The following is an 18,852-nucleotide window of genomic DNA, read 5'->3' as shown; positions in this document are numbered from 1 at the left end:
GGCTTGCCGCTAACCGGCTACCCCGCGCCGCCGTGAGTCTTCTGATCGGCGATGAGGGTATCGGCAAGAGCCTGCTGTGGGTCCTGATCGTCGCACACATCACGACCGGCAAACCGTTGCCCGGCTTCGGGATTCCCGCCCGCGACCCCGGTCGGGTCATGCTGGTGATCACCGAAGACGATTGGTCGACCGCCGTGTTACCCCGGTTGAAGGTCGCCGGGGCCGACCTGGACATGATTCGCGTGATCTGCGTCGAACGGGACGGCAGCGGTGCGCCGATCTTCCCCCGCGATATGGGTTTGGTCCGCAACGCCGACCCGAGACCCGACCTGGTGGTCGTCGACTGCTGGTTGGATACCGTGCCGCCCGAGCTGAGCGTCAAGGACTCCCAGCAGGCCCGGCTGGCGCTGCACCCGTGGAAAGACCTTGCCACGACGACCGACGCCGCGATCTGGCTGCTCGGGCACTCGAATCGGTTCTCCGGTGGCAGCGTCCGCGACCGCTACGGCGCCACCTACGTGCTGCGGCAGAAGGCCCGCATGACGATCTGGGCCATGCAGGATGAGGACGGCGCGTTGCTGGCGGGGCCGGAAAAAGCCAACGGCGCGGTCACCACGGTTGCGAGTCGCTTCGTGATCAAGCCGATTCTGCACTTCGAGCCGAGCGACGAGCACGACGGCACGGTGCCGCTGCTCGAATACGACCGGATCTCGCACCTGACGATCCGCGAGCACGTCGAGGATGCTGCCGCCGCGCAGGTCGCCGCAGCCGATCGCACCGACGCGAGCCCGATTGCGTGGCTGGCGGTGCAGCTGGGCGGTGGGCCGCGCTGGTCGACCGACATCGATGCCGCCGCTGAGCGCGACGGCATCAGCGCCTACAAGCTGCGGGCAGCAAAGCTGAAGTTGAACGTCAAGCCGTCGCGGGAGTCGGGAACGGGGCCGTGGTTTCTTTGCCTCCCGCAACATTTGGGCCGCACGCCAGTTGAAAATGATTTCCAGATGCGGTCAGATGCGCCCGTCTTTCACAGACCTACATCTGGAGAATCGGGAAAAAATCAGATGCCGGCTTCTACCAGCGAAGACTTCAGAAGTAGGTCTGAGGGATATATGGAGACCGTTTCGACATCTGATTTTTGCGCTTGCGGTGAACAGCTAACGTCGCCCGCTTCGATCCGCTATGGCATGTGCCGCGAGTGCCGCCTGGCCGCAGCAAACCCCGACGAAGGGAGATAAGCGATGCCGCACCCGTTCGATGACCACTGCGCCTGCCCGTCGTGCGGGATGATCCGCGATGTCGTCAACGCCTCGCCGCTGCTGGCTGACGCCACCGACGCCGAGCGTCAGCAGATGTTCGAATCGTTGCGCCGCACGATGCTTCCCGGCCCGGCGCAGATTCGGCAGCCGGGGGCGTGAGATGGGTGCGCCGCGCGGGAAGCCGACCGGGCAGGCCGCTGTGAATGCGGCGAAGACCGAGTGTTGGCGCGGGCATTCGCTGGCCGACTGTATCCGCTGGGTTGATCGGCGGGGGTACGCGCACCGGGCGTGTCGGACGTGCAATCGGATCGGCAAGGCCCGGCGTCGTCAAGCTAGCGCTGACAGCTACGCCCGTGGTGGGGGGTTCGATGATGAGTGATGCTCGTCCCGGTTTGTGCTCGATCTGTCATGTGGAGCCGCGCTCCCACGGGTGTCGCTGCGAGGCTTGTCATGCGGCGTGGACGGCCCGCCCGGATGGTCGTGAGGCGCGCCGCGAGATCGCCCGGCAGGCCCGCCAGATCACTGAGCAGGCCCGCGAAATGAGCGAGCAGCATCCCGGCCTGGACGATCCTGATCTGCCGGAGAGGGCGGTGCTGGATGCGGCGTTGGATGTTGCGCAGGAGCGTTTGGAGCGCCGGTTCGATGAGGACCCGGTCGGGTTCGTGTGGTTTTCTGACCGCGAGTGATTGCGGCTGGGACAGCGATTCCCGCGCCTGTGGCGTTTCCTGCCGGGTTGTCGGTGCTGGCCGCGACAGAGGGGCTGGGGCGGTGTTCGGAGCCGCAAAACTACTTTGGGTGTGCCAGCGAAGTTCGCGCCGTGGCGGCGCTCTCGCGGCGTATTCTCATCGTCGAGGCGGGCCGCGTAGCCCAACGCCCGGCCAATTGGCCGCGCAAGCGGGCACCCGGAGACGACCTGCGGGCTAGGGATGCGACAACAACAACTTCATCGCGTCGCGTAGCCGTGCCACCCGGAAAATCGCGTCAATTGACGCAGTTTTCCGCGCAGGCCGAGGGCACCCGACGGAACCTCTTCTCCCAGATCACTTCCGGGGTTTCCCGCCCCGCGCGCTCCTTTCGATTCCTATTCGCGGCGCGCCGGGGCGGGACCACCGCCCATCCGTGAAAGCGAACCCATCACCATGAACGACCACGATTTCCGCGCCGAGTGCGACCGGCTGCTCGGCGAACTCGACGACATCCAAGCCAGCGGCGACCGCTCGCCGCGCACCCTGGCGAGGATGCAGAAGGTCAACAACGACCTTCGCAGACTCGCAGCGGACGACACTTTGGCCCGGCAGGCCGATCTCGCCGAGGGCGTCCGCGCGGGCCGCTACCGGCTCGAATCCGGCACGCCCACCGATACCGACCCGTACGCCGCCGATCGGGGCGGGACACGCAACGCCGCCCTGCGCGCACTCGATGACGCGGTGCGGGACAACCGGCTGGCTGCTGCAGGGGCCGAACTGGTCGAGCAGGTGATGGGTGACGGGCCGGAATTCGCCCGCACCTGGACCCAACGCTACGTTGCGGCAGCCGGATCACCCGACTACGAGCGGGCCTACGCCAAGCTGGTGTGCGACCCGTCACGCGGGCACTTGAAGTGGTCGCCCGCCGAACAGCAGGCCTACCAACGCGTCGCCGTCCTGCGCCAGGAGCAGCGGGCGATGGGCGAGTCCGCCACGCACGGCTCGGAGTTGGTGCCGTTGACGTTGGACCCGACCGTGTTGCTCACGTCGGCGGGCTCGATCAACCCGCTGCGCCGCATCGCGCGCACGGTGGTCACCGCCACCGACGCCTGGCAGGGCGTCACGTCGGAAGGTGTTGTGGCCGAATGGCTTGACGAGGCCGAGGAGGCGGCGGACGCGTCGCCCGCCCTGGCCGGCCCGTCCATCCCGGTGAAGAAACTCGGCTGCTTCGTCCCGGTGTCCTACGAACTGTTCGAGGACGTGGCGTCGTTGACGACCGAGCTGGGTCGGTTGATGTCCGACGCCTATGACCAGTTGACGGCGACCGCGTTCACCACCGGCAGCGGCGTGGGTGAGCCGACCGGCCTGATCACGGGTCTGGTGGCGGCGGCGGGGACGGTGGCGTTGATCACGCCGACGACTGGTGAATCGTTCACTGCGCCTGACGTTTTCAAGCTGCAGAACAGCCTCCCCCCCAGGTGGCAGCCGCGTGCGCAGTGGTGCGCCAACCTGACACGGATCAACGATGCCCGGCAGTGGGAGACCAGCAATGGTGCGTTGAAGTTCCCGTCACTGCAGGATGATCCGCCAACCCTGTTGGGGCGTCCGATGAATGAGCTGTCCAACATGGACGGGACGGCGATCGACGCGTCGGCGACGGCGGATCACTACGCGCTGGTCTATGGTTCGTTCGGCGACGGGTTCGTGATCGTTCAAAGGCTCGGGGCTACAACGGAACTCATCTCGAACCTCTTCGGTGAAAATCGCCGTCCCACTGGACAGAGGGGCGTATTTTTGTGGGCACGAACAGGTTCCGCGGTCGTCATCCCGCAGGCGTTTAGGCTGCTGTCGATTCACACGACCGCTTAGGGTTGCGCGCGGGCCGCGCTTTGGTTGAGGTTGTCACGGCCCTGCGCGCCGGGGTGGTCGGGTTGGTTCCGTACTTGTGAGATTGTCAGCGGAGCCACCCGGCCACCGTCGGGGCTGATCTGCTGCTGGGCAAAGGCCGAACCCTATTGCCCAAAGGTGGGCGACCAGAACGGATTCTCACCGTAGGATCGGCGACGTGACAACGGACGATCTCGAACCCTACGAGGCGCGCGTCGCAGCTGCCACTAGCCGCCTCGACGACTTCTACACCCAACTGGTCAGTGAACTCGACAAGCAGAATGGCGGATTCCGCTGGTGGTCAGGTTTCTCGGACTGGAAGACGTTGACATTGCTCGGCGACTACTTGATCCAGTCGGTACAGGGCACGAAAGAGTCCCTGTCCTCTGCCTCATTAACCGCCGACATTCATCGACAAACCCTGGGCAACGATGAAGCTGAACTCAAGGCTGCACTGCGCCCGATCATGGAAGCCGGTATCACCGACCCTACCAAGATCGCCGAGGCCATCCCGCAAGACGCAGCCGCCCGGCGGCGTGCCTTGACGATTACGGAGTCAGCCGAATCCTGCATCTTTCACCTGTGGCAAACGCTGGATCGAGTTGCGGCAGCAGCAATTATTGTGGGGGGCTTTAGGGTCAAGGATGTTGCGACCGTGTATTGGAGCAGCCTCGATGGGATCGCAACCGAACTGAGCACGGGCAGCATCAAAGAGATGTTGGAGCCCGTTGGAACGCCGGGCCGAGCTGTTCAAGAGGCGTTGGTCGCTCCCGTCCTCGGGTGGCAGCAGTTCGGCCCCGATGAGTGGCTGCTCTGGTTGCGTGATGCACGGCACGGTCTCACTCATCGGTCACCATCAAAGAAGCTCAATGTGACCGCTGGCGAACGGCTGACGCGCCTGTTCTATCGGCAGCCCAGGTGGAGCGAGATACAAGCACTCGTCTTCGGGTCGAAGCCTCCGAGGCGGCCAATATTCGACACCTTTATCTTGAAGGCAAGTTACGACGTGCTGGACGGATTATGCGAATCCACGGCCAAACTTGTTGCAGCGCTTGTTGACGCGATGGTCACCTGTTGGGTAGCACGGAGAGCCGATCCACCGATGATCGTTCAGCATGGTCGGCAGTGGCCGACGATCGAGCCTGGCGAACCGCTGTCGGCATTTCCGGGTTACGGACAGGACTTGACCCTCGACAGCAGACACATGGTCGTGAACACCCAGGAAGGGGACCGGTGGGAGGCTGCCCGCATCGACGACCAGCGCCGCCGGGATTGGTACGAATGAATGTGTGCCGTCATCCTGTTGAGTGAAGCCTGGCCTACGCGAGCAGCTGTTCGGCTCAGAAGAAAAGGTGCGTGACTGTGGAACCGAAACGCCACACTCGGCGTCCTACCAAGTGTCGGCCCGCCTCGCGGCGTCGCCTGGCTTGTCTCTCCTGCAGGCCAGTCGCCGCGCGGGGTGGGTCGACGGCTAACGGCGGCGAGGCGTATTAATCTCGTACCGGCACAGATTGATTGATTCCTGCAGCTGAACCAACACGCATCTCGTCGCATAGACCGCATCTGGTATCTCGGTCAGCAGCCGTTTCAACTCGGCCACAGCGTCATCGACAGTGTCGAACTCAACGAATTCATCATCGTCGTCATCCTCGTCAGCCACCGTTTCCGGAGCTCCCTCCGCTTGGCGACGGACACGCCCTTCAACGCTCTCTATCGCTTCTGACGCAGCCAAACACCCCTCGTTAAACGTAAGAGCTACAGCCCACTCGAGATTGGTTTGATCATGCTCAGGCACCGGCATCGGTCGTTGACCGGTGGCAGTGTCGGTCAGTAGGTCGGAGTCAATTCCCGCCAAACGTCCAAGCATCGCCATGCAAGCGATGTGCTGATCCATCCTCTTGTCACGGTGCTCGGCCAGCCAGACACGGTCCTCTACCGTGTCGTCCTCGTCATCTTCGAAATATTCCCAAATGAGGCGGGATAGCGTGGTGAGGAGCCCGACCGCGTAGGCGGCCAGTCCCGCCTCGGTTTGGCGGTAGCCGTCAAGCATCTCCAATTGCTCTTGAGGGAGCTGTCGCTCAGTCATGGCCTAGTCGGAGTGCGGTAATTCGTTAAAGTGTTTCATTGCAACGTCTTTCGACGGGAGAAGGCTGTTGGGATCGCACGAAGCCCGCTTGGTTTGGCAACACCATTCACCAACACTGAGCTGAAACTCCGTGCCGTGCCGTGCCATGCCGCGCCGTGAAAAGTTGTGGGCTTCGTGCGATCTAGCCGTCAACGCTACGCCGCACCAAACCGGCGGCGCAAGAGGCAAAATCGAGCGAAAAGTGTGTACGCACAACATGATTGGGTGTAGTCACAGATCCGCTCGGCTGTAGGCACAAATCCGACTGTCTGCGCAGGTCAGCACTTCGACCAGTGATACACCGTCGACGACGAACACCCCAACTCCCGCGCAATCTCCACCGTCGACCACCCCCGCGCCCGCAACTCCCGCACCCGGCCCGGCAACCCACGGTCATGCCGCGACGGCACCGACACACCATTCCGCGAGACCGTCCGCACCGCACCCGGCAACGGGGCCACCGCAGCCCGCACACCCACCGGCGCCTGCCGCTGCCGCTTCCGTCGCTTCGGACGCCGCAACTCCCCGGCGATCACGCCCTGCGGCTTCTCACCAGCCCGCAACCCTGCGAACCACGCCCGGCACCCCGCCAGCGCCGGGCACTCCGCGCACAACGCGAGCGCCTGCCGTTCGCGCTTCTCGCGCTCTGGTGACCACCCTGGCTGCAGATCGAACAGGGACGAGCGGCCAGCACACGCCGCGCCCGCCAAGTCGGGAGAACGCGCCAGGGCGGCGGCAAGATCAGCCCAGCCCACGGCGACGAGTCTGCCACGGCGACGGGAGCGTGCGGCGCGAACTACCGCAAAGGTCCGCAGATACGGCGGGTATCCGTTGAATCTGCCGTTTCTGAGCAGGGAAAAGCCGGGTTGGGGGGGCGATCATAATTCAGCAAACGCCCCGCGATCGATTTATGCCCCCCAGCTGCGTAGATGCACCGGCCAGCTAACTACTGTTTGTGCAGCTCAGGGCATAAAACAGGAATCTGTTCCCGGAAACCCAACATCCGTTCCGCATACCCTGTGAGGGTATGGCCTTGCGGCGCTTGACGATTGGGGTGGGATCGGGTGGTCGGGTTGTGCTTGAAGGGCGCTGATCCGGCGTCGGTCTACCCGCCAAGCACGGCGCGCGCCTTGTCTAGATCGATGGTCTCCAAGCCGTTGACGTTGCGCAGTTTGTCGACGATGCGGTCTTCGCCGAAGCGCTGGACGAAGCATTCGAGGCGGGCACGGCACTGTTTGATGTCGTCTGTAGTCAGCGGCGCGGGGAGGGGCACCTCGCCGTAGATCGCGGCCCACAGCAAGGCGCGTACTGCGTCGGCGGGGGTCATGCGTGTCATCGTAGAGATGTCGGGCGCGGGTCGACGGGCATATGATCACGGGCGCACGGCGCAGACACGCCAGCGCGAAACCGTTTGCCAACTGCATGATAATAATCGCACCGAATTGCTCTGACCAGCAGTTATTTACCAATGTCGCACAGCGATGACCGTTGCCGTAACACAGAATTAACAGCCGTTGCCTACTGTTTCGGTTATGGATCGCCAGAAGGAATTCGTCCTCCGCACCCTGGAGGAACGGGATATCCGCTTTGTTCGGCTCTGGTTCACGGATGTGCTCGGCACGCTCAAGTCGGTGGCCATCGCCCCGGCCGAACTGGAAGGCGCCTTCGAGGAGGGCATCGGGTTCGACGGCTCCTCGATCGAGGGCTTCTCGCGAGTCTCGGAATCCGACACCGTGGCCAACCCCGACCCCTCGACCTTCCAGGTGCTGCCGTGGGCTTCCGGCGGCCATCACCACTCGGCCAGGATGTTCTGCGACATCACCATGCCCGACGGCTCGCCCTCCTGGGCCGACCCGCGGCACGTGCTGCGCCGGCAGCTGCAGAAAGCCAATGACCTGGGCTTTTCCTGCTACGTCCACCCCGAGATCGAGTTCTTCCTGCTGAAGCCCGGCCCCGACGACGGGTCGCGGCCCGTGCCCGTCGACACGGCCGGCTACTTCGACCAGGCCGTGCACGACTCGGCGTCGAACTTCCGCCGCCACGCGATCGAGGCGCTGGAGTTCATGGGGATCTCGGTGGAATTCAGCCACCACGAGGGTGCGCCCGGCCAGCAGGAGATCGACCTGCGGTTCGCCGACGCACTGTCCATGGCCGACAACGTGATGACGTTCCGCTACGTCATCAAGGAGGTCGCCATCGAGAACGGCGCGCGGGCGTCGTTCATGCCCAAGCCGTTCGCCGAGCACCCCGGCTCGGCCATGCACACCCACATGAGCCTGTTCGAGGGCGACGTCAACGCCTTCCACAGCCCCGACGACCCGCTGCAGCTGTCCGATGTGGGCAAGTCGTTCATCGCCGGGATTCTGGAACACGCCTCGGAGATCAGCGCCGTGACGAACCAGTGGGTGAACTCCTACAAGCGACTGGTGCACGGGGGCGAGGCGCCCACCGCGGCGTCGTGGGGCGCGGCCAACCGGTCCGCACTGGTGCGGGTGCCGATGTACACCCCGCACAAGACGTCGTCGCGCCGCGTCGAGGTGCGCAGTCCCGACTCGGCCTGCAACCCCTACCTGACCTTCGCCGTGCTGCTGGCGGCCGGCCTGCGCGGGGTGGAGAAGGGCTACGTGCTGGGCCCGCAGGCCGAGGACAACGTGTGGGACCTGACACCCGAGGAGCGGATCGCGATGGGCTACCGCGAGCTGCCCACCAGCCTCGACAGCGCCCTGAAAGCCATGGAGGCCTCCGAACTCGTGGCGGAAACGTTGGGGGAGCACGTCTTTGACTTCTTCCTGCGCAACAAGCGCAGGGAGTGGGCCAACTACCGCAGCCACGTCACGCCCTACGAGCTGAGTACCTACCTGTCGCTGTAACGGCGCCGGCCTCGTCGGGTCGCCCGCCTTTCACCGTTGCGGCAGGCGGGTTGCGATACCGTCGTGGTCGTGACCAAACCCGCGACGCAGCGCCCCCGGCTGCCCAGCGTGGGGCGGCTCGGCCTGGTCGATCCTCCAGCGGGCGATCGCCTGACGCAGCTGGGTTGGTATGACCACGACGACCAGGCCCACGTCGACCTGCTGTGGTCGCTGTCGCGCGCACCAGACCCCGACGCCGCATTGCGGGCCCTGATTCGGCTGGCGGAGAACCCCGAGACCGGCTGGGACGAGCTCAACGCCGCGTTGCTCACCGAGCGCCCGCTGCGCGGGCGGCTGTTCGCGGTACTCGGCTCTTCGCTAACGCTGGGCGATCACCTGGCCGTGCACCCGCAGTCGTGGAAACTGTTGCGCGGCAAGGCGAAACTGCCCTCGCACGAGGAGCTGTGTGCGTCGTTCACCGCGTGCGTCGACGAGGCGTCGGGCGACTCCGCGTCGGCAGTGCCGCGGCTGCAAACCCTGTACCGCGACCACCTGCTGCTCCTGGCCGCGCTCGATCTGGCCGCGACGGTCGAGGACGAACCGGTGCTGCCGTTCGCCGTGGTGGGCGCCCAGCTGTCGGACCTGGCGGACGCCGCCCTGGCCGCCGCGCTGCGGCTGGCCGAGGCGACGGTGTGCGGCGACCGGACGTCGCCACGGCTGGCGGTCATCGCGATGGGCAAATGCGGTGCTCGCGAACTGAACTACGTCAGCGACGTCGACGTCATCTTCGTCGGCGAGCGCGCCGACGCGGTGACCACCCGGCTGGCCAGCGAGATGATGCGGGTGGCCTCGCCGGCCTTCTTCCAGGTGGACGCCGGGCTCCGGCCCGAGGGCCGCAGCGGGGAGCTGGTCCGCACGGTCGAATCGCACATCGCCTACTACCAGCGCTGGGCGAAGACCTGGGAGTTCCAGGCGTTGCTGAAAGCCCGCGCGGCCGTGGGTGATCGGGAGCTCGCCGAGCGTTACCTGAGCGCGCTGATGCCGATGGTGTGGGTGGCCTGCGAGCGTGAGGATTTCGTGGTCGAGGTGCAGGCGATGCGCCGCCGGGTCGAGCAGCTGGTGCCCGCCGACGTGCGCGGCCGCGAGATCAAACTGGGCAGCGGCGGCCTGCGCGACGTGGAGTTCGCGGTGCAGCTGCTGCAGCTGGTGCACGGCCGCAGTGACGAGTCGCTGCACGTGGCGTCCACCGTGGACGCGCTGGCCGCGCTGGGCCAGGGCGGCTACGTCGGGCGCGAGGACGCGGCGAACCTGACCGCTTCCTACGAGTTCCTGCGGCTCCTCGAGCACCGGCTGCAGCTGCAGCGGCTCAAGCGCACCCACCTGCTGCCCGATGCCGACGACGAGGAGGCGGTGCGCTGGCTGGCGCGGGCCGCGCACATCCGGCCCGACGGCCGGCACGACGCGGCGGGCGTGCTGCGCGAGGAGCTGCGCCACCAGAACCTGCGCGTGTCGCAGCTGCACGCCAAGCTCTTCTACCAGCCGCTGCTGGAATCGATCGGCCCGGCCGGGCTGGAGATCGGTCACGGCATGACCTCGGAGGCCGCCGAACGGCAGCTCGCCGCGCTCGGCTACGAGGGCCCGCAGACCGCGCTGAAACACATGTCGGCGCTGGTCAATCAGAGCGGCCGGCGGGGCCGGGTGCAGTCGGTGCTGTTGCCCAGGCTGCTGAACTGGATGTCGTACGCCCCCGACCCCGATGGCGGGCTGTTGGCCTACCGGCGCCTGTCCGAGGCGCTGGCCGCGGAGACCTGGTACCTGTCCACGCTGCGCGACAAGCCCGCGGTGGCCAAGCGGCTCATGCACGTGCTGGGCACGTCCGCCTACGTGCCGGACCTATTGATGCGCGCGCCCAGGGTGATTCAGGATTACAGCGACGGACCGGCCGGGCCCAAACTGCTCGAGACGGACCCCGCCGTGGTGGCCCGGGCGCTGATCGCCTCGGCCGGCCGGCACCCCGACGCGGTGCGCGCGATCGCCGCCGCCCGCACGCTGCGCCGGCGCGAACTGGCCCGCATCGGGTCGGCCGACCTGCTCGGTTTCCTCGAGGTCACCGAGGTGTGCCGAGGGGTCACCTCGGTGTGGGTCGCCGTGCTGCAGGCCGCGTTGGACGCCATCATTCGTGCCAACCTTCCCAAGGACGGCTCCGAAAAAGGAAGGGCGCCGGCGGCGATAGCGGTGATCGGCATGGGCCGGCTGGGCGGCGCCGAGCTGGGCTACGGGTCCGACGCCGACGTGATGTTCGTGTGCGAGGCGGCGGCCGGTGTCGAGGACTCGGTGGCGATCCGGTGGTCGACGACGGTCGCCGAGCAGGTGCGCACGTTGCTGGGCACGCCCAGCGTCGACCCGCCGCTCGAGGTGGACGCCAACCTGCGGCCCGAGGGCCGCCAGGGTCCGCTGGTGCGCACGCTGGGTTCCTATGCCGCCTACTACGCGCAGTGGGCGCAGCCGTGGGAAATCCAGGCCCTGCTGCGGGCGCACGCGGTCGCCGGCGACGCGGACCTGGGCCAGCGGTTCTTGTTGATCGCCGACAAGACGCGTTACCCGGCCGACGGGGTGTCCGCCGAGGCGGTGCGGGAGATCCGCCGCATCAAGGCCCGGGTGGACGCCGAGCGGTTGCCGCGCGGCGCGGACCCGAACACGCACACCAAGCTGGGCCGCGGCGGACTGGCCGACGTCGAATGGACCGTGCAGCTGATGCAGTTGCGGCACGCGCACGAGATTCCCGCGCTGCACAACACCTCGACGCTGCAATGCCTCGACGCGATCGCGGCGGCCGAGCTGGTGCCCGCCGAGGAGGTCGACCTGCTCCGGCAGGCGTGGCTGACGGCAACCCGGGCGCGCAACGCGCTGGTGTTGGTCCGCGGCAAGCCCACCGACCAGTTGCCGGGGCCGGGGCGCCAGCTCAATGCGGTCGCGGTGGCCGCGGGCTGGCCGACAGACGACGGCGGGGAGTTCCTGGACAACTATCTGCGGGTGACGAGGCGGGCAAAAGCCGTGGTACGGAAGGTGTTTGGGAGTTGAGTCAGGAGACCGGCGCGCTGGACGCCACATTCGAGGTACTCAGCGCGGCGGAGGCGCAACGGGTGACGGCCAGGTATGCGCCGCTGGCCGACGCGGTCCGGGAGCTCATCGACGCCACCATCCACACCGCCGCCGACGACGACGTCGTCGCCGACGCGCGCTCCACCATCGAGGCCGTCACCAAGTCGTTGCGGCAACAAACCCGGCCGACCGGGGTGAGCTACCGCGTCGACGGCAGCCGCCCGCTGACGCTGGGAAACGCCGCGATCGGCCTGGGCAATCCGATCGCCCCGCCCCTGATCATCCACCACGACGGCGGCGGCCGTTGCTGGAGCGAGTTCGTCCTCGGCGCGGCCTACGAGGGCCCGCCCAAGCTGGTGCACGGCGGCGTCAGCGCCCTGGTGCTCGACCACCTGCTCGGCGAGGCGGCCAGCGAGGGGCTGTCCAAGGCGCGTTTCACCGGCACCATCACCGTGAAGTACCTGCGCGGCACGCCGTTGGGCCCGCTTCGTTGCGACGCCTGGGTGGAAGGCAAGGAGGGCCGCAAAGTGTTTGCGCGCGGCACGATTTCGGACGCCGCCGGGGTCACCGTCGAGGCCGAGGGCGTGTTCATCGAGCCGGCGTGGGCGCGGGAAGCCGAATGAAGTTCTACATCAGCAGCGCCTTCCTGAACACCCGGGAGATCATCGAACTCGCCAAGGCCGCCGACGAACTCGGCTACGACGGGATTGGAATCCCCGACCACGTCGTCAACCTGGAGACCCTGGACACCCCGTATCCCTACACCAAGGACGGGGAGCGCCGCTGGCAGCCGTTCACCGACTGGCCGGATCCCTGGGTCCTCGTCGGCGCGCTGGCTCAGGTCACCACCCGGCTGCGCTTCGTCAACACCGTCTACATTCCCGCGATGCGCAACCCGTATTCGGCGGCCAAAGCCATTGGCACCGCGGCGGTTCTGGCGTCGGGCCGGGTGGAACTCGGTATCGGCGTCGGCTGGTGCCGCGAGGAGTTCGCGTTGATGGGCGAGCCGTTCGAGGCGCGCGGGAAGCGGACCGACGAGATCATCGAGTTGATGCGGGCGCTGTGGCAGCCCGGCTGGACCGAATTCGAGGGCGCGTTTTTTTCCGCACCGCGGCTGGAAATGGAGCCGACGCCGCCGCCGATACCGGTGTACGTCGGCGGCCTCAGTGACATCGCGCTGCGTCGCGCCGCCCGCAACGACGGCTGGATCGGCGATCTGATCAAGACCGAACGCGCCATCGAGGCGGTGGGCAAGCTGCGGGAGCTGCGGGCCGAAAAGGGTTTGTCGATGGACGATTTCACCGTCCTGACGCCGCTGACCGACGCCTTCACGACCGCCGACTACCGGCGGGCCGCCGACGCCGGCATCACCGGCATCATCACCATGCCGTGGATGTTCTACGCCGGGCCGGATGCGTCGTTGGAGGACAAGATCGACGGCATGCGGCGCTTCCGCAAGGACCTCGCGCTCGACGGCTAGTTCTCGCCTCCCGGCCTTTTCGCCTCTTCGCCACCTCTTCGCCACGACACATAACCTACGGCGAAGACACGCCGTGAACGTGCGCCATGGTTTATGTCTCGCGAGCTCGGGCGGGCGGTTTGTAATCCCTCGCCGGCCTGAAAGAATGATCCGCATGCCGACCGGCCTCGTGCGTCCGGCGTCCGCGCGGGACGCGGAGGCGTGCCTCGGCGTCTACCGGCCGTATGTCGAGGACACGGCCATCAGTTGGGAAATCGAGGTCCCCAGCGTCGGGGAGATGGCCGCCCGCATCGCCGACGCCCATGAATGGCTGGTGCTCGAGCGGGACGGTGGCGTCGTGGGTTTCGCCTACGGCCATGTGTTCTGGCGACTGCCCAGCTTCCGGTGGTCGGTCGAGACCGGAATCTACGTCGACCGCGATCGGCACCGCACGGGTGCGGGCCGCCAACTCTATGCGGAGCTACTGCGCCGGCTCGGCGAGCGGGGGTACCGGCAGGCATTTGCCGGCATCACCCAGCCGAACGAGGGCAGCAACGCATTTCACCGGTCGTTCGGGTTCCGCGACGCCGGCCTCTATCGCCGCGTCGAATGGAAACACGGCCGCTGGCACGACGTCGCGTGGATGCAACTCGACCTGGGTGGCGGCGCCGAACCCGACGAGCCCCCCGGGTCGATCGTGATCGGTTAGCGGCCCCCGCCGGCTCCGCCGCCGACGAAGCCTCCGCCGGCTCCGCCGCCCACGAAGCCCCCGCCGGCACCGCCGCCCACGAAGCCTCCGCCCGCTCCGCCACCGAAGCGGCCTCCGCCGGCTCCGCCGCCCATGCGGCTTCCGACCATTGTCTGTGCGGTGCTGATTGTCATGCGCTTGAAGCTAGCCCCCCACACGTTGCGGCCGCAAGGCTTTAAATCTGAACTTTCGGCTTCGACGAGCACGGTTTGCGGCCTCAGCCGCTTCCGTTGCGGCGGCTGGCTTTTGGTGTCGGGCGGCCCACCCCGGCCCCGGGCCGGGTCCGAGCGCCGGTCCGGGTCCCAGCCTGGGGCCCGGCTCAGGGCGATTCGGACCCGGCGCCGGTGACGGTCCGGGCGCCGGCGATGGACCGGGGCGCCGCGGCGGCCGCTAACCCGGGAGCCGCACAACCGAAACCACCCGCGCGGCGGTCGCCGACGCGGGTGGTTTCGGTTGCGGATTAAACGTCGTAGTAGAGCGCGAACTCGTAGGGGTGCGGGCGGATCTGCACCGGCAGGATCTCGTTCTCGCGCTTGAAGCTGATCCACGTCTCGATCAGGTCGGGCGTGAAAACGCCGCCCTCGGTGAGGTATTCGTGGTCCTCTTCCAGACGGTCGATCACCGCGGACAGCTGGGTGGGCGCCTGCGGGATGTTGGCGGCCTCTTCCGGCGGAAGCTCGTAGAGGTCCTTGTCCACCGGGGCCTGCGGCTCGATCTTGTTCTTGATGCCGTCCAGCCCGGCCATCAGCATCGCCGAGAACGCCAGGTACGGGTTGCCCGACGAGTCGGGGCAACGGAACTCGAGGCGCTTGGCCTTCGGGTTGCTGCCGGTGATCGGGATACGCACGCACGCCGAGCGGTTGCGCTGGCTGTAGACCAGGTTGATCGGCGCCTCATAACCCGGGACCAGTCGCTTGTAGGAGTTGACGGTCGGGTTGGTGAAGGCCAGCAGTGACGGGGCGTGGTGCAGCAGACCGCCGATGTAGTGCCGCGCGGTGTCCGACAGGCCGGCGTAACCGGTCTCGTCGTACATCAGCGGGCTGCCGTCCTTCCACAGCGACTGGTGCGTGTGCATGCCGGAGCCGTTGTCACCGAACAGCGGCTTGGGCATGAAGGTGACGGTCTTGCCGTTCTGCCAGGCGGTGTTCTTGACGATGTACTTGTACAGCTGCATGTCGTCGGCGGCGTGCAGCAAAGTGTTGAACTTGTAGTTGATCTCGGCCTGCCCGCCGCTGCCCACCTCGTGGTGGCCCTTCTCCAGGCTGAAGCCGGCCTTGATCAGGTTCGACAGCATCTGGGCGCGCAGGTCGACGTAGTGGTCGACGGGGGCGACCGGGAAGTACCCACCCTTGGGGCGGACCTTGTAGCCGCGGTTGGGGGTGCCGTCGTTCTCGGTGGGCTCGCCGGTGTTCCACCAGCCCGAGATCGCGTCGACCTCGTAGAAGGAGCCGTTGGTGCGTGAGTCGAAGCTGACCGAGTCGAAGATGTAGAACTCTGCCTCGGCGCCGAAGTAGGCGGTGTCCGCGACGCCGGTGCTGATCAGGTAGTTCTCGGCCTTGCGCGCGATGTTGCGCGGGTCACGCGAGTAGGGCTCGAGCGTGAACGGGTCGTGCACGAAGAAGTTCAGGTTCAGCGTCTTGTGTTCGGTGAACAGGTCGATCTGCGCCGTCGCGGGGTCGGGCAGGAGCAGCATGTCGGATTCGTGGATGGACTGGAATCCGCGAATCGAGGAGCCGTCGAAGGCCAGGCCGTCCTCGAAGACGCTCTCGTCGAAGAACGAAACCGGAATCGTGAAGTGCTGCATGATGCCTGGCAAGTCACAGAACCGAACGTCGACAAACTCGACGTCCTCGTCCTTTACGAGTTTGAAAACGTCGTCGGGCGTCGTTTCCGTCACAGAAATGCTCCTTTACTTGGTGAGATCCGCGGCCTGACGCTATGGAGCAGATGTTGCCCGCCAGTCAACCCCGTGTTGCGCGCACGTTACGCGACCCATGTTGTTCACAAAAGAGGCGCCGTCACCGGCGGGTTCTATTGTGGGGCCATGGACCGCTGGATCGTAACTCTTCCGGTGCCCCGGCGCAGCGTTCGGTCGGGGTCGCGGGACGCGCTCGTCGCCGAGTCGAAGCCCGGCTCCAGACGATGACGCCGGACTCGCCGTCCACCTATCCCGGCGAGCGGCTGGGCCTGCCGCAGACCGGACCCGGTTCGCTGGCCCCGATGGGCCGCCGGCTGGGCGCGCTGATGATCGACTGGCTGATCTCGTACGGCCTGGCCGCGCTGGCCATGCGCTTCGGCTTGTTCTCCGAACACATGCTGTCGACGGCGGTGCTGGGCATCTGGTTCGTGCTCGGCGTGGTTTCGGTGCGGCTGTTCGGCTTCACGCCCGGTCAGTTGGTGCTGGGTCTACGGGTGGTGACGGTCGACGGGCGCGGGGCGGTCGGCGTCGTCCGGGCGGTGGTGCGGGGCGGGCTCGTCGGGATGGTCGTCCCGGCGTTGTTCACCGATTGGGACGGCCGCGGTATGCAGGACCGGCTGACCGCGACGGCGGTCGTCCGGCGCTGATTGGCTCCGATCTGGCTACTTACGCCGCACGGTGCGCTGCACACCACGCATCTTGCCGGCGTTCGGGAGCGGGCCCTTCGGCAGGACGGCGGCGCCGGCCCGCGTGCCCAGGGCGGCCAACCGGGACTCCAGCGTGTCCATCTGTTTGGCGGTGATGTTGGCCGGCAGGCGGTTGAGGTGGCGCTCCAATTTGGCCAGCGGAACCTCGTCTTCGCCGTTGCCGACGACCAGGTCGTAGATCGGCACATCGCCGATCAGGCGCGCGGTGCGTTTCTTCTCCTGGGCCAGCAGCGGGCGGACCCGGGCCGAGGATCCCTCGCCGACCAGGATGACGCCGGGACGGCCGATCACCCGGTGCACCGCGTCGAGGTGACCGGTCGCGGCCACCCCGGCCGTCACCCGCCACTTGCCGCGCAGGTTGTCCAAAGCCCATGCGGCCGCGCCGGTTTGGCCCTCGGCCTTGCTGTAGACGCTCTTCTGCGCGCGACGGCCGAAGACGATGAACGCGGCCAGCGCGCCCAGCACCACGCCGAGTGGGATCAGGGTGATCATCGTCAACCCGCCGGCCCACACACCGACCGCCACCGAGATGCCCACGATGACGACGAAGGCGCCGATCATGTACGGCAGCAGTCGCTTGTCCTCGCGGCGCTGCAGGTTGAACGCCTGCCACAGCTGGGCGCGGCGCTCCTTCGCGGCGGCCTTGCGCGCGGCCTGCGCCTGTGCCCGGGCGGCCTTGTTCTCAGCGGCGGTGCGGGGTTTAGCCATAGTCAAAGGATACGTATCGGCGCGGGCCGCCACGGCGGCGCGGCAGGTTCAGGCGCGGGTGCGCGCCGCTTGCTCGTAGAGCCGGCCCGCCCGGTAGGACGATCGCACCAGCGGCCCGGCCAGCACCCCGGAGAAGCCCAGCCCTTCGGCGTCGCGGGCGAACTCGACGAATTCCTCGGGCCGCACCCAGCGCTCGACCGGGTGGTGCCGGGTGGACGGACGCAGGTACTGGGTGATGGTGACGATGTCGCAGCCGGCGCCCCGCAGGTCGGCCAGGGCGGTGCGCACCTCGTCGGCGGTCTCGCCCAGCCCGAGGATGAGGTTGCTCTTGGTGACCAACCCGAACTCGCGTGCCGCGGCGATGACGTCCAGGCTGCGCCGGTAGCTGAACGCGGGCCGGATCCGCTTGAAGATCCGCGGCACGGTTTCGACGTTGTGCGCCAACACTTCCGGGCGTGATTCGAACACCTCGGCTAGCCGCGTGGGCTCACCGTTGAAGTCGGGGATCAACAGCTCCACCCCGGTCGACGGGTTGAGCTCCTTGATCGCGCGCACGGTCTCGGCGTAGAGCCAGGCCCCGCCGTCGGGCAGGTCGTCGCGGGCCACCCCGGTGATCGTGGCGTAGCGCAATCCCATGGTCTGCACGCTCTCGGCGACGCGCCTGGGCTCGTCGCGGTCCAGGGCGGCGGGCTTGCCGGTGTCGATCTGGCAGAAGTCGCAGCGGCGGGTGCACTGGTCGCCGCCGATCAGGAACGTGGCCTCCCGGTCCTCCCAGCACTCGAAGATGTTGGGGCAGCCCGCCTCTTCGCAGACGGTGTGCAGGCCTTCGCGCTGCACCAGGCTTTTCAGCTGGGTGTATTCGGGCCCCATCCGGGCCCGCACCTTGATCCACGGCGGCTTGCGCTCGATCGGGGTTTGCGCATTGCGGACCTCCAGGCGCAAGAGCTTGCGGCCTTCGGGTGCGACAGTCACATCGCTGATGCTACGCGCGTGCCGGGGTGTTCCCGGACCGGCAGGACCCCGTCGAGGGCGTCGCAGACGGCGTTTGCGACGGCCGCGCGGACGTCGCCGACAGCCACCGGGCGCCGCAACTCGGCCGACAGCGAGGTCACGTCGGCGTCGGTGATGCCGCACGGCACGATCGTGCCGAACGCGTCGAGGTCGCAGTCACAGTTGAGCGCGAAACCGTGCAGGGTGGTCGCCCGCGAGACCCGCACACCGATGGCGCCGACCTTGCGGTCGGGCCGCCCGGCACCGCCCGGCACCCACACCCCGGACCGGCCGTGCACCCGGCACGTCTCCAAGCCCAGGTCGCCGCACACCTTGATCGAGCGCAAGCCGCCGTGGATCAAGGTGCGGGCCCGGATGGGGCCCGAATACACCCAGCTGAAAAGCCTGGTGCAGCGC

Annotated in this window: 18 protein-coding genes; 11 read left to right on the top strand and 7 right to left on the bottom strand. The window is 67.2% G+C overall.

Going from position 1 to position 18,852, the window contains the following annotated elements; genetic code table 11:
• The 5 genes from A9X03_RS10835 to A9X03_RS10820 all read left to right on the top strand — a co-directional run.
• Nucleotides 1-1,235, top strand: a 1,235-nt coding sequence (locus A9X03_RS10835; protein WP_156746529.1) for an AAA family ATPase, incomplete at its 5' end; no start/stop codon positions are given.
• A gap of 3 nt (nt 1,236-1,238) precedes the next feature.
• Nucleotides 1,239-1,415, top strand: a complete 177-nt coding sequence (locus A9X03_RS29190) for a hypothetical protein (protein WP_156746528.1) — start codon at nt 1,239-1,241, stop codon at nt 1,413-1,415.
• A 212-nt stretch (nt 1,416-1,627) separates the two neighbouring features.
• The gene (locus tag A9X03_RS10830) at nt 1,628-1,942 is read left to right on the top strand and encodes a hypothetical protein (RefSeq protein WP_156746527.1); all 315 of its coding nucleotides are present in this window, start codon (nt 1,628-1,630) and stop codon (nt 1,940-1,942) included.
• A 453-nt stretch (nt 1,943-2,395) separates the two neighbouring features.
• Nucleotides 2,396-3,811: a phage major capsid protein gene (locus tag A9X03_RS10825; protein WP_068260970.1), complete on the top strand. Its 1,416-nt coding sequence runs from the start codon at nt 2,396-2,398 to the stop codon at nt 3,809-3,811.
• A gap of 196 nt (nt 3,812-4,007) precedes the next feature.
• A complete protein-coding gene (locus A9X03_RS10820) occupies nt 4,008-5,114 on the top strand; it encodes a hypothetical protein (protein WP_068260967.1) in 1,107 nt (368 codons plus the stop codon).
• Nucleotides 5,115-5,300: 186 nt separating this feature from the next.
• On the opposite strand, the gene A9X03_RS10815 is transcribed toward A9X03_RS10820, so the two are convergent.
• The 3 genes from A9X03_RS10815 to A9X03_RS10810 all read right to left on the bottom strand — a co-directional run bounded on the left by A9X03_RS10815 (nt 5,301) and on the right by A9X03_RS10810 (nt 7,281).
• A complete protein-coding gene (locus A9X03_RS10815) occupies nt 5,301-5,879 on the bottom strand; it encodes a hypothetical protein (protein ID WP_156746526.1) in 579 nt (192 codons plus the stop codon).
• 353 nt (nt 5,880-6,232) lie between these two features.
• Complete coding sequence (locus A9X03_RS29760) at nt 6,233-6,709, bottom strand: helix-turn-helix domain-containing protein (RefSeq protein ID WP_197696053.1); 477 nt, start codon at nt 6,707-6,709, stop codon at nt 6,233-6,235.
• 350 nt (nt 6,710-7,059) lie between these two features.
• Nucleotides 7,060-7,281, bottom strand: coding sequence for a hypothetical protein (locus tag A9X03_RS10810; RefSeq protein WP_068260961.1), 222 nt, complete (start codon nt 7,279-7,281; stop codon nt 7,060-7,062).
• A 205-nt stretch (nt 7,282-7,486) separates the two neighbouring features.
• Here A9X03_RS10810 and A9X03_RS10805 point away from each other — a divergent pair, with 205 nt between their 5' ends.
• From A9X03_RS10805 to A9X03_RS10785, 5 genes are all read left to right on the top strand, one after another.
• Complete coding sequence (locus A9X03_RS10805) at nt 7,487-8,824, top strand: glutamine synthetase family protein (protein ID WP_067757990.1); 1,338 nt, start codon at nt 7,487-7,489, stop codon at nt 8,822-8,824.
• A 63-nt stretch (nt 8,825-8,887) separates the two neighbouring features.
• Nucleotides 8,888-11,884 carry a bifunctional [glutamine synthetase] adenylyltransferase/[glutamine synthetase]-adenylyl-L-tyrosine phosphorylase gene (locus tag A9X03_RS10800; protein ID WP_068260981.1) on the top strand — a complete coding sequence of 999 codons (2,997 nt, stop codon included), beginning with the start codon at nt 8,888-8,890 and terminating at the stop codon, nt 11,882-11,884.
• The gene (locus A9X03_RS10795) at nt 11,881-12,528 is read left to right on the top strand and encodes a PaaI family thioesterase (protein ID WP_082950079.1); all 648 of its coding nucleotides are present in this window, start codon (nt 11,881-11,883) and stop codon (nt 12,526-12,528) included. The genes A9X03_RS10800 and A9X03_RS10795 overlap by 4 nt, the downstream gene beginning before the upstream one ends.
• The gene (locus A9X03_RS10790; RefSeq protein ID WP_067757995.1) at nt 12,525-13,385 is read left to right on the top strand and encodes a TIGR03619 family F420-dependent LLM class oxidoreductase; all 861 of its coding nucleotides are present in this window, start codon (nt 12,525-12,527) and stop codon (nt 13,383-13,385) included. Before A9X03_RS10795 ends, A9X03_RS10790 begins: the two co-directional genes overlap by 4 nt.
• Nucleotides 13,386-13,539: 154 nt before the next feature.
• A complete protein-coding gene (locus A9X03_RS10785) occupies nt 13,540-14,073 on the top strand; it encodes a GNAT family N-acetyltransferase (RefSeq protein WP_067758028.1) in 534 nt (177 codons plus the stop codon).
• Between the two features lie 499 nt (nt 14,074-14,572).
• On the opposite strand, the gene glnA is transcribed toward A9X03_RS10785, so the two are convergent.
• A complete protein-coding gene (gene glnA, locus A9X03_RS10780; RefSeq protein ID WP_067277809.1) occupies nt 14,573-16,009 on the bottom strand; it encodes a type I glutamate--ammonia ligase in 1,437 nt (478 codons plus the stop codon).
• A gap of 245 nt (nt 16,010-16,254) precedes the next feature.
• Between glnA and A9X03_RS10775 the strand changes: the two genes are divergently transcribed.
• Nucleotides 16,255-16,677, top strand: coding sequence for an RDD family protein (locus A9X03_RS10775; protein ID WP_067757998.1), 423 nt, complete (start codon nt 16,255-16,257; stop codon nt 16,675-16,677).
• Nucleotides 16,678-16,692: 15 nt separating this feature from the next.
• Here A9X03_RS10775 and A9X03_RS10770 read toward each other — a convergent pair whose 3' ends face one another.
• From A9X03_RS10770 to lipB, 3 genes are all read right to left on the bottom strand, one after another.
• Entirely contained in the window at nt 16,693-17,445 is a 753-nt protein-coding gene (locus A9X03_RS10770; protein WP_068260958.1) for a DUF4191 domain-containing protein, read from the bottom strand.
• 48 nt (nt 17,446-17,493) lie between these two features.
• The gene (lipA, locus tag A9X03_RS10765) at nt 17,494-18,417 is read right to left on the bottom strand and encodes a lipoyl synthase (protein ID WP_067758004.1); all 924 of its coding nucleotides are present in this window, start codon (nt 18,415-18,417) and stop codon (nt 17,494-17,496) included.
• Nucleotides 18,414-18,852: lipoyl(octanoyl) transferase LipB (gene lipB, locus A9X03_RS10760; RefSeq protein ID WP_156746525.1), on the bottom strand; the 439-nt coding region annotated here is incomplete at its 5' end. The genes lipB and lipA, both read right to left, overlap by 4 nt.

This window comes from Mycobacterium sp. E1715 (assembly GCF_001667625.1).
Taxonomy (GTDB): domain Bacteria; phylum Actinomycetota; class Actinomycetes; order Mycobacteriales; family Mycobacteriaceae; genus Mycobacterium.
This window is presented reverse-complemented; position numbering and strand designations above follow the sequence as displayed.

Coding starts and splice junctions, on each gene's coding strand:
- A9X03_RS29190 (WP_156746528.1), top strand. CDS start 1,239: ATGCCGCACCCGTTCGATGACCACTGCGCCTGCCCGTCGTGCGGGATG.
- A9X03_RS10830 (WP_156746527.1), top strand. CDS start 1,628: ATGAGTGATGCTCGTCCCGGTTTGTGCTCGATCTGTCATGTGGAGCCG.
- A9X03_RS10825 (WP_068260970.1), top strand. CDS start 2,396: ATGAACGACCACGATTTCCGCGCCGAGTGCGACCGGCTGCTCGGCGAA.
- A9X03_RS10815 (WP_156746526.1), bottom strand. CDS start 5,879: ATGCTTGACGGCTACCGCCAAACCGAGGCGGGACTGGCCGCCTACGCG.
- A9X03_RS10810 (WP_068260961.1), bottom strand. CDS start 7,281: ATGACCCCCGCCGACGCAGTACGCGCCTTGCTGTGGGCCGCGATCTAC.
- A9X03_RS10805 (WP_067757990.1), top strand. CDS start 7,487: ATGGATCGCCAGAAGGAATTCGTCCTCCGCACCCTGGAGGAACGGGAT.
- A9X03_RS10790 (WP_067757995.1), top strand. CDS start 12,525: ATGAAGTTCTACATCAGCAGCGCCTTCCTGAACACCCGGGAGATCATC.
- A9X03_RS10785 (WP_067758028.1), top strand. CDS start 13,540: ATGCCGACCGGCCTCGTGCGTCCGGCGTCCGCGCGGGACGCGGAGGCG.
- A9X03_RS10775 (WP_067757998.1), top strand. CDS start 16,255: ATGACGCCGGACTCGCCGTCCACCTATCCCGGCGAGCGGCTGGGCCTG.
- A9X03_RS10770 (WP_068260958.1), bottom strand. CDS start 17,445: ATGGCTAAACCCCGCACCGCCGCTGAGAACAAGGCCGCCCGGGCACAG.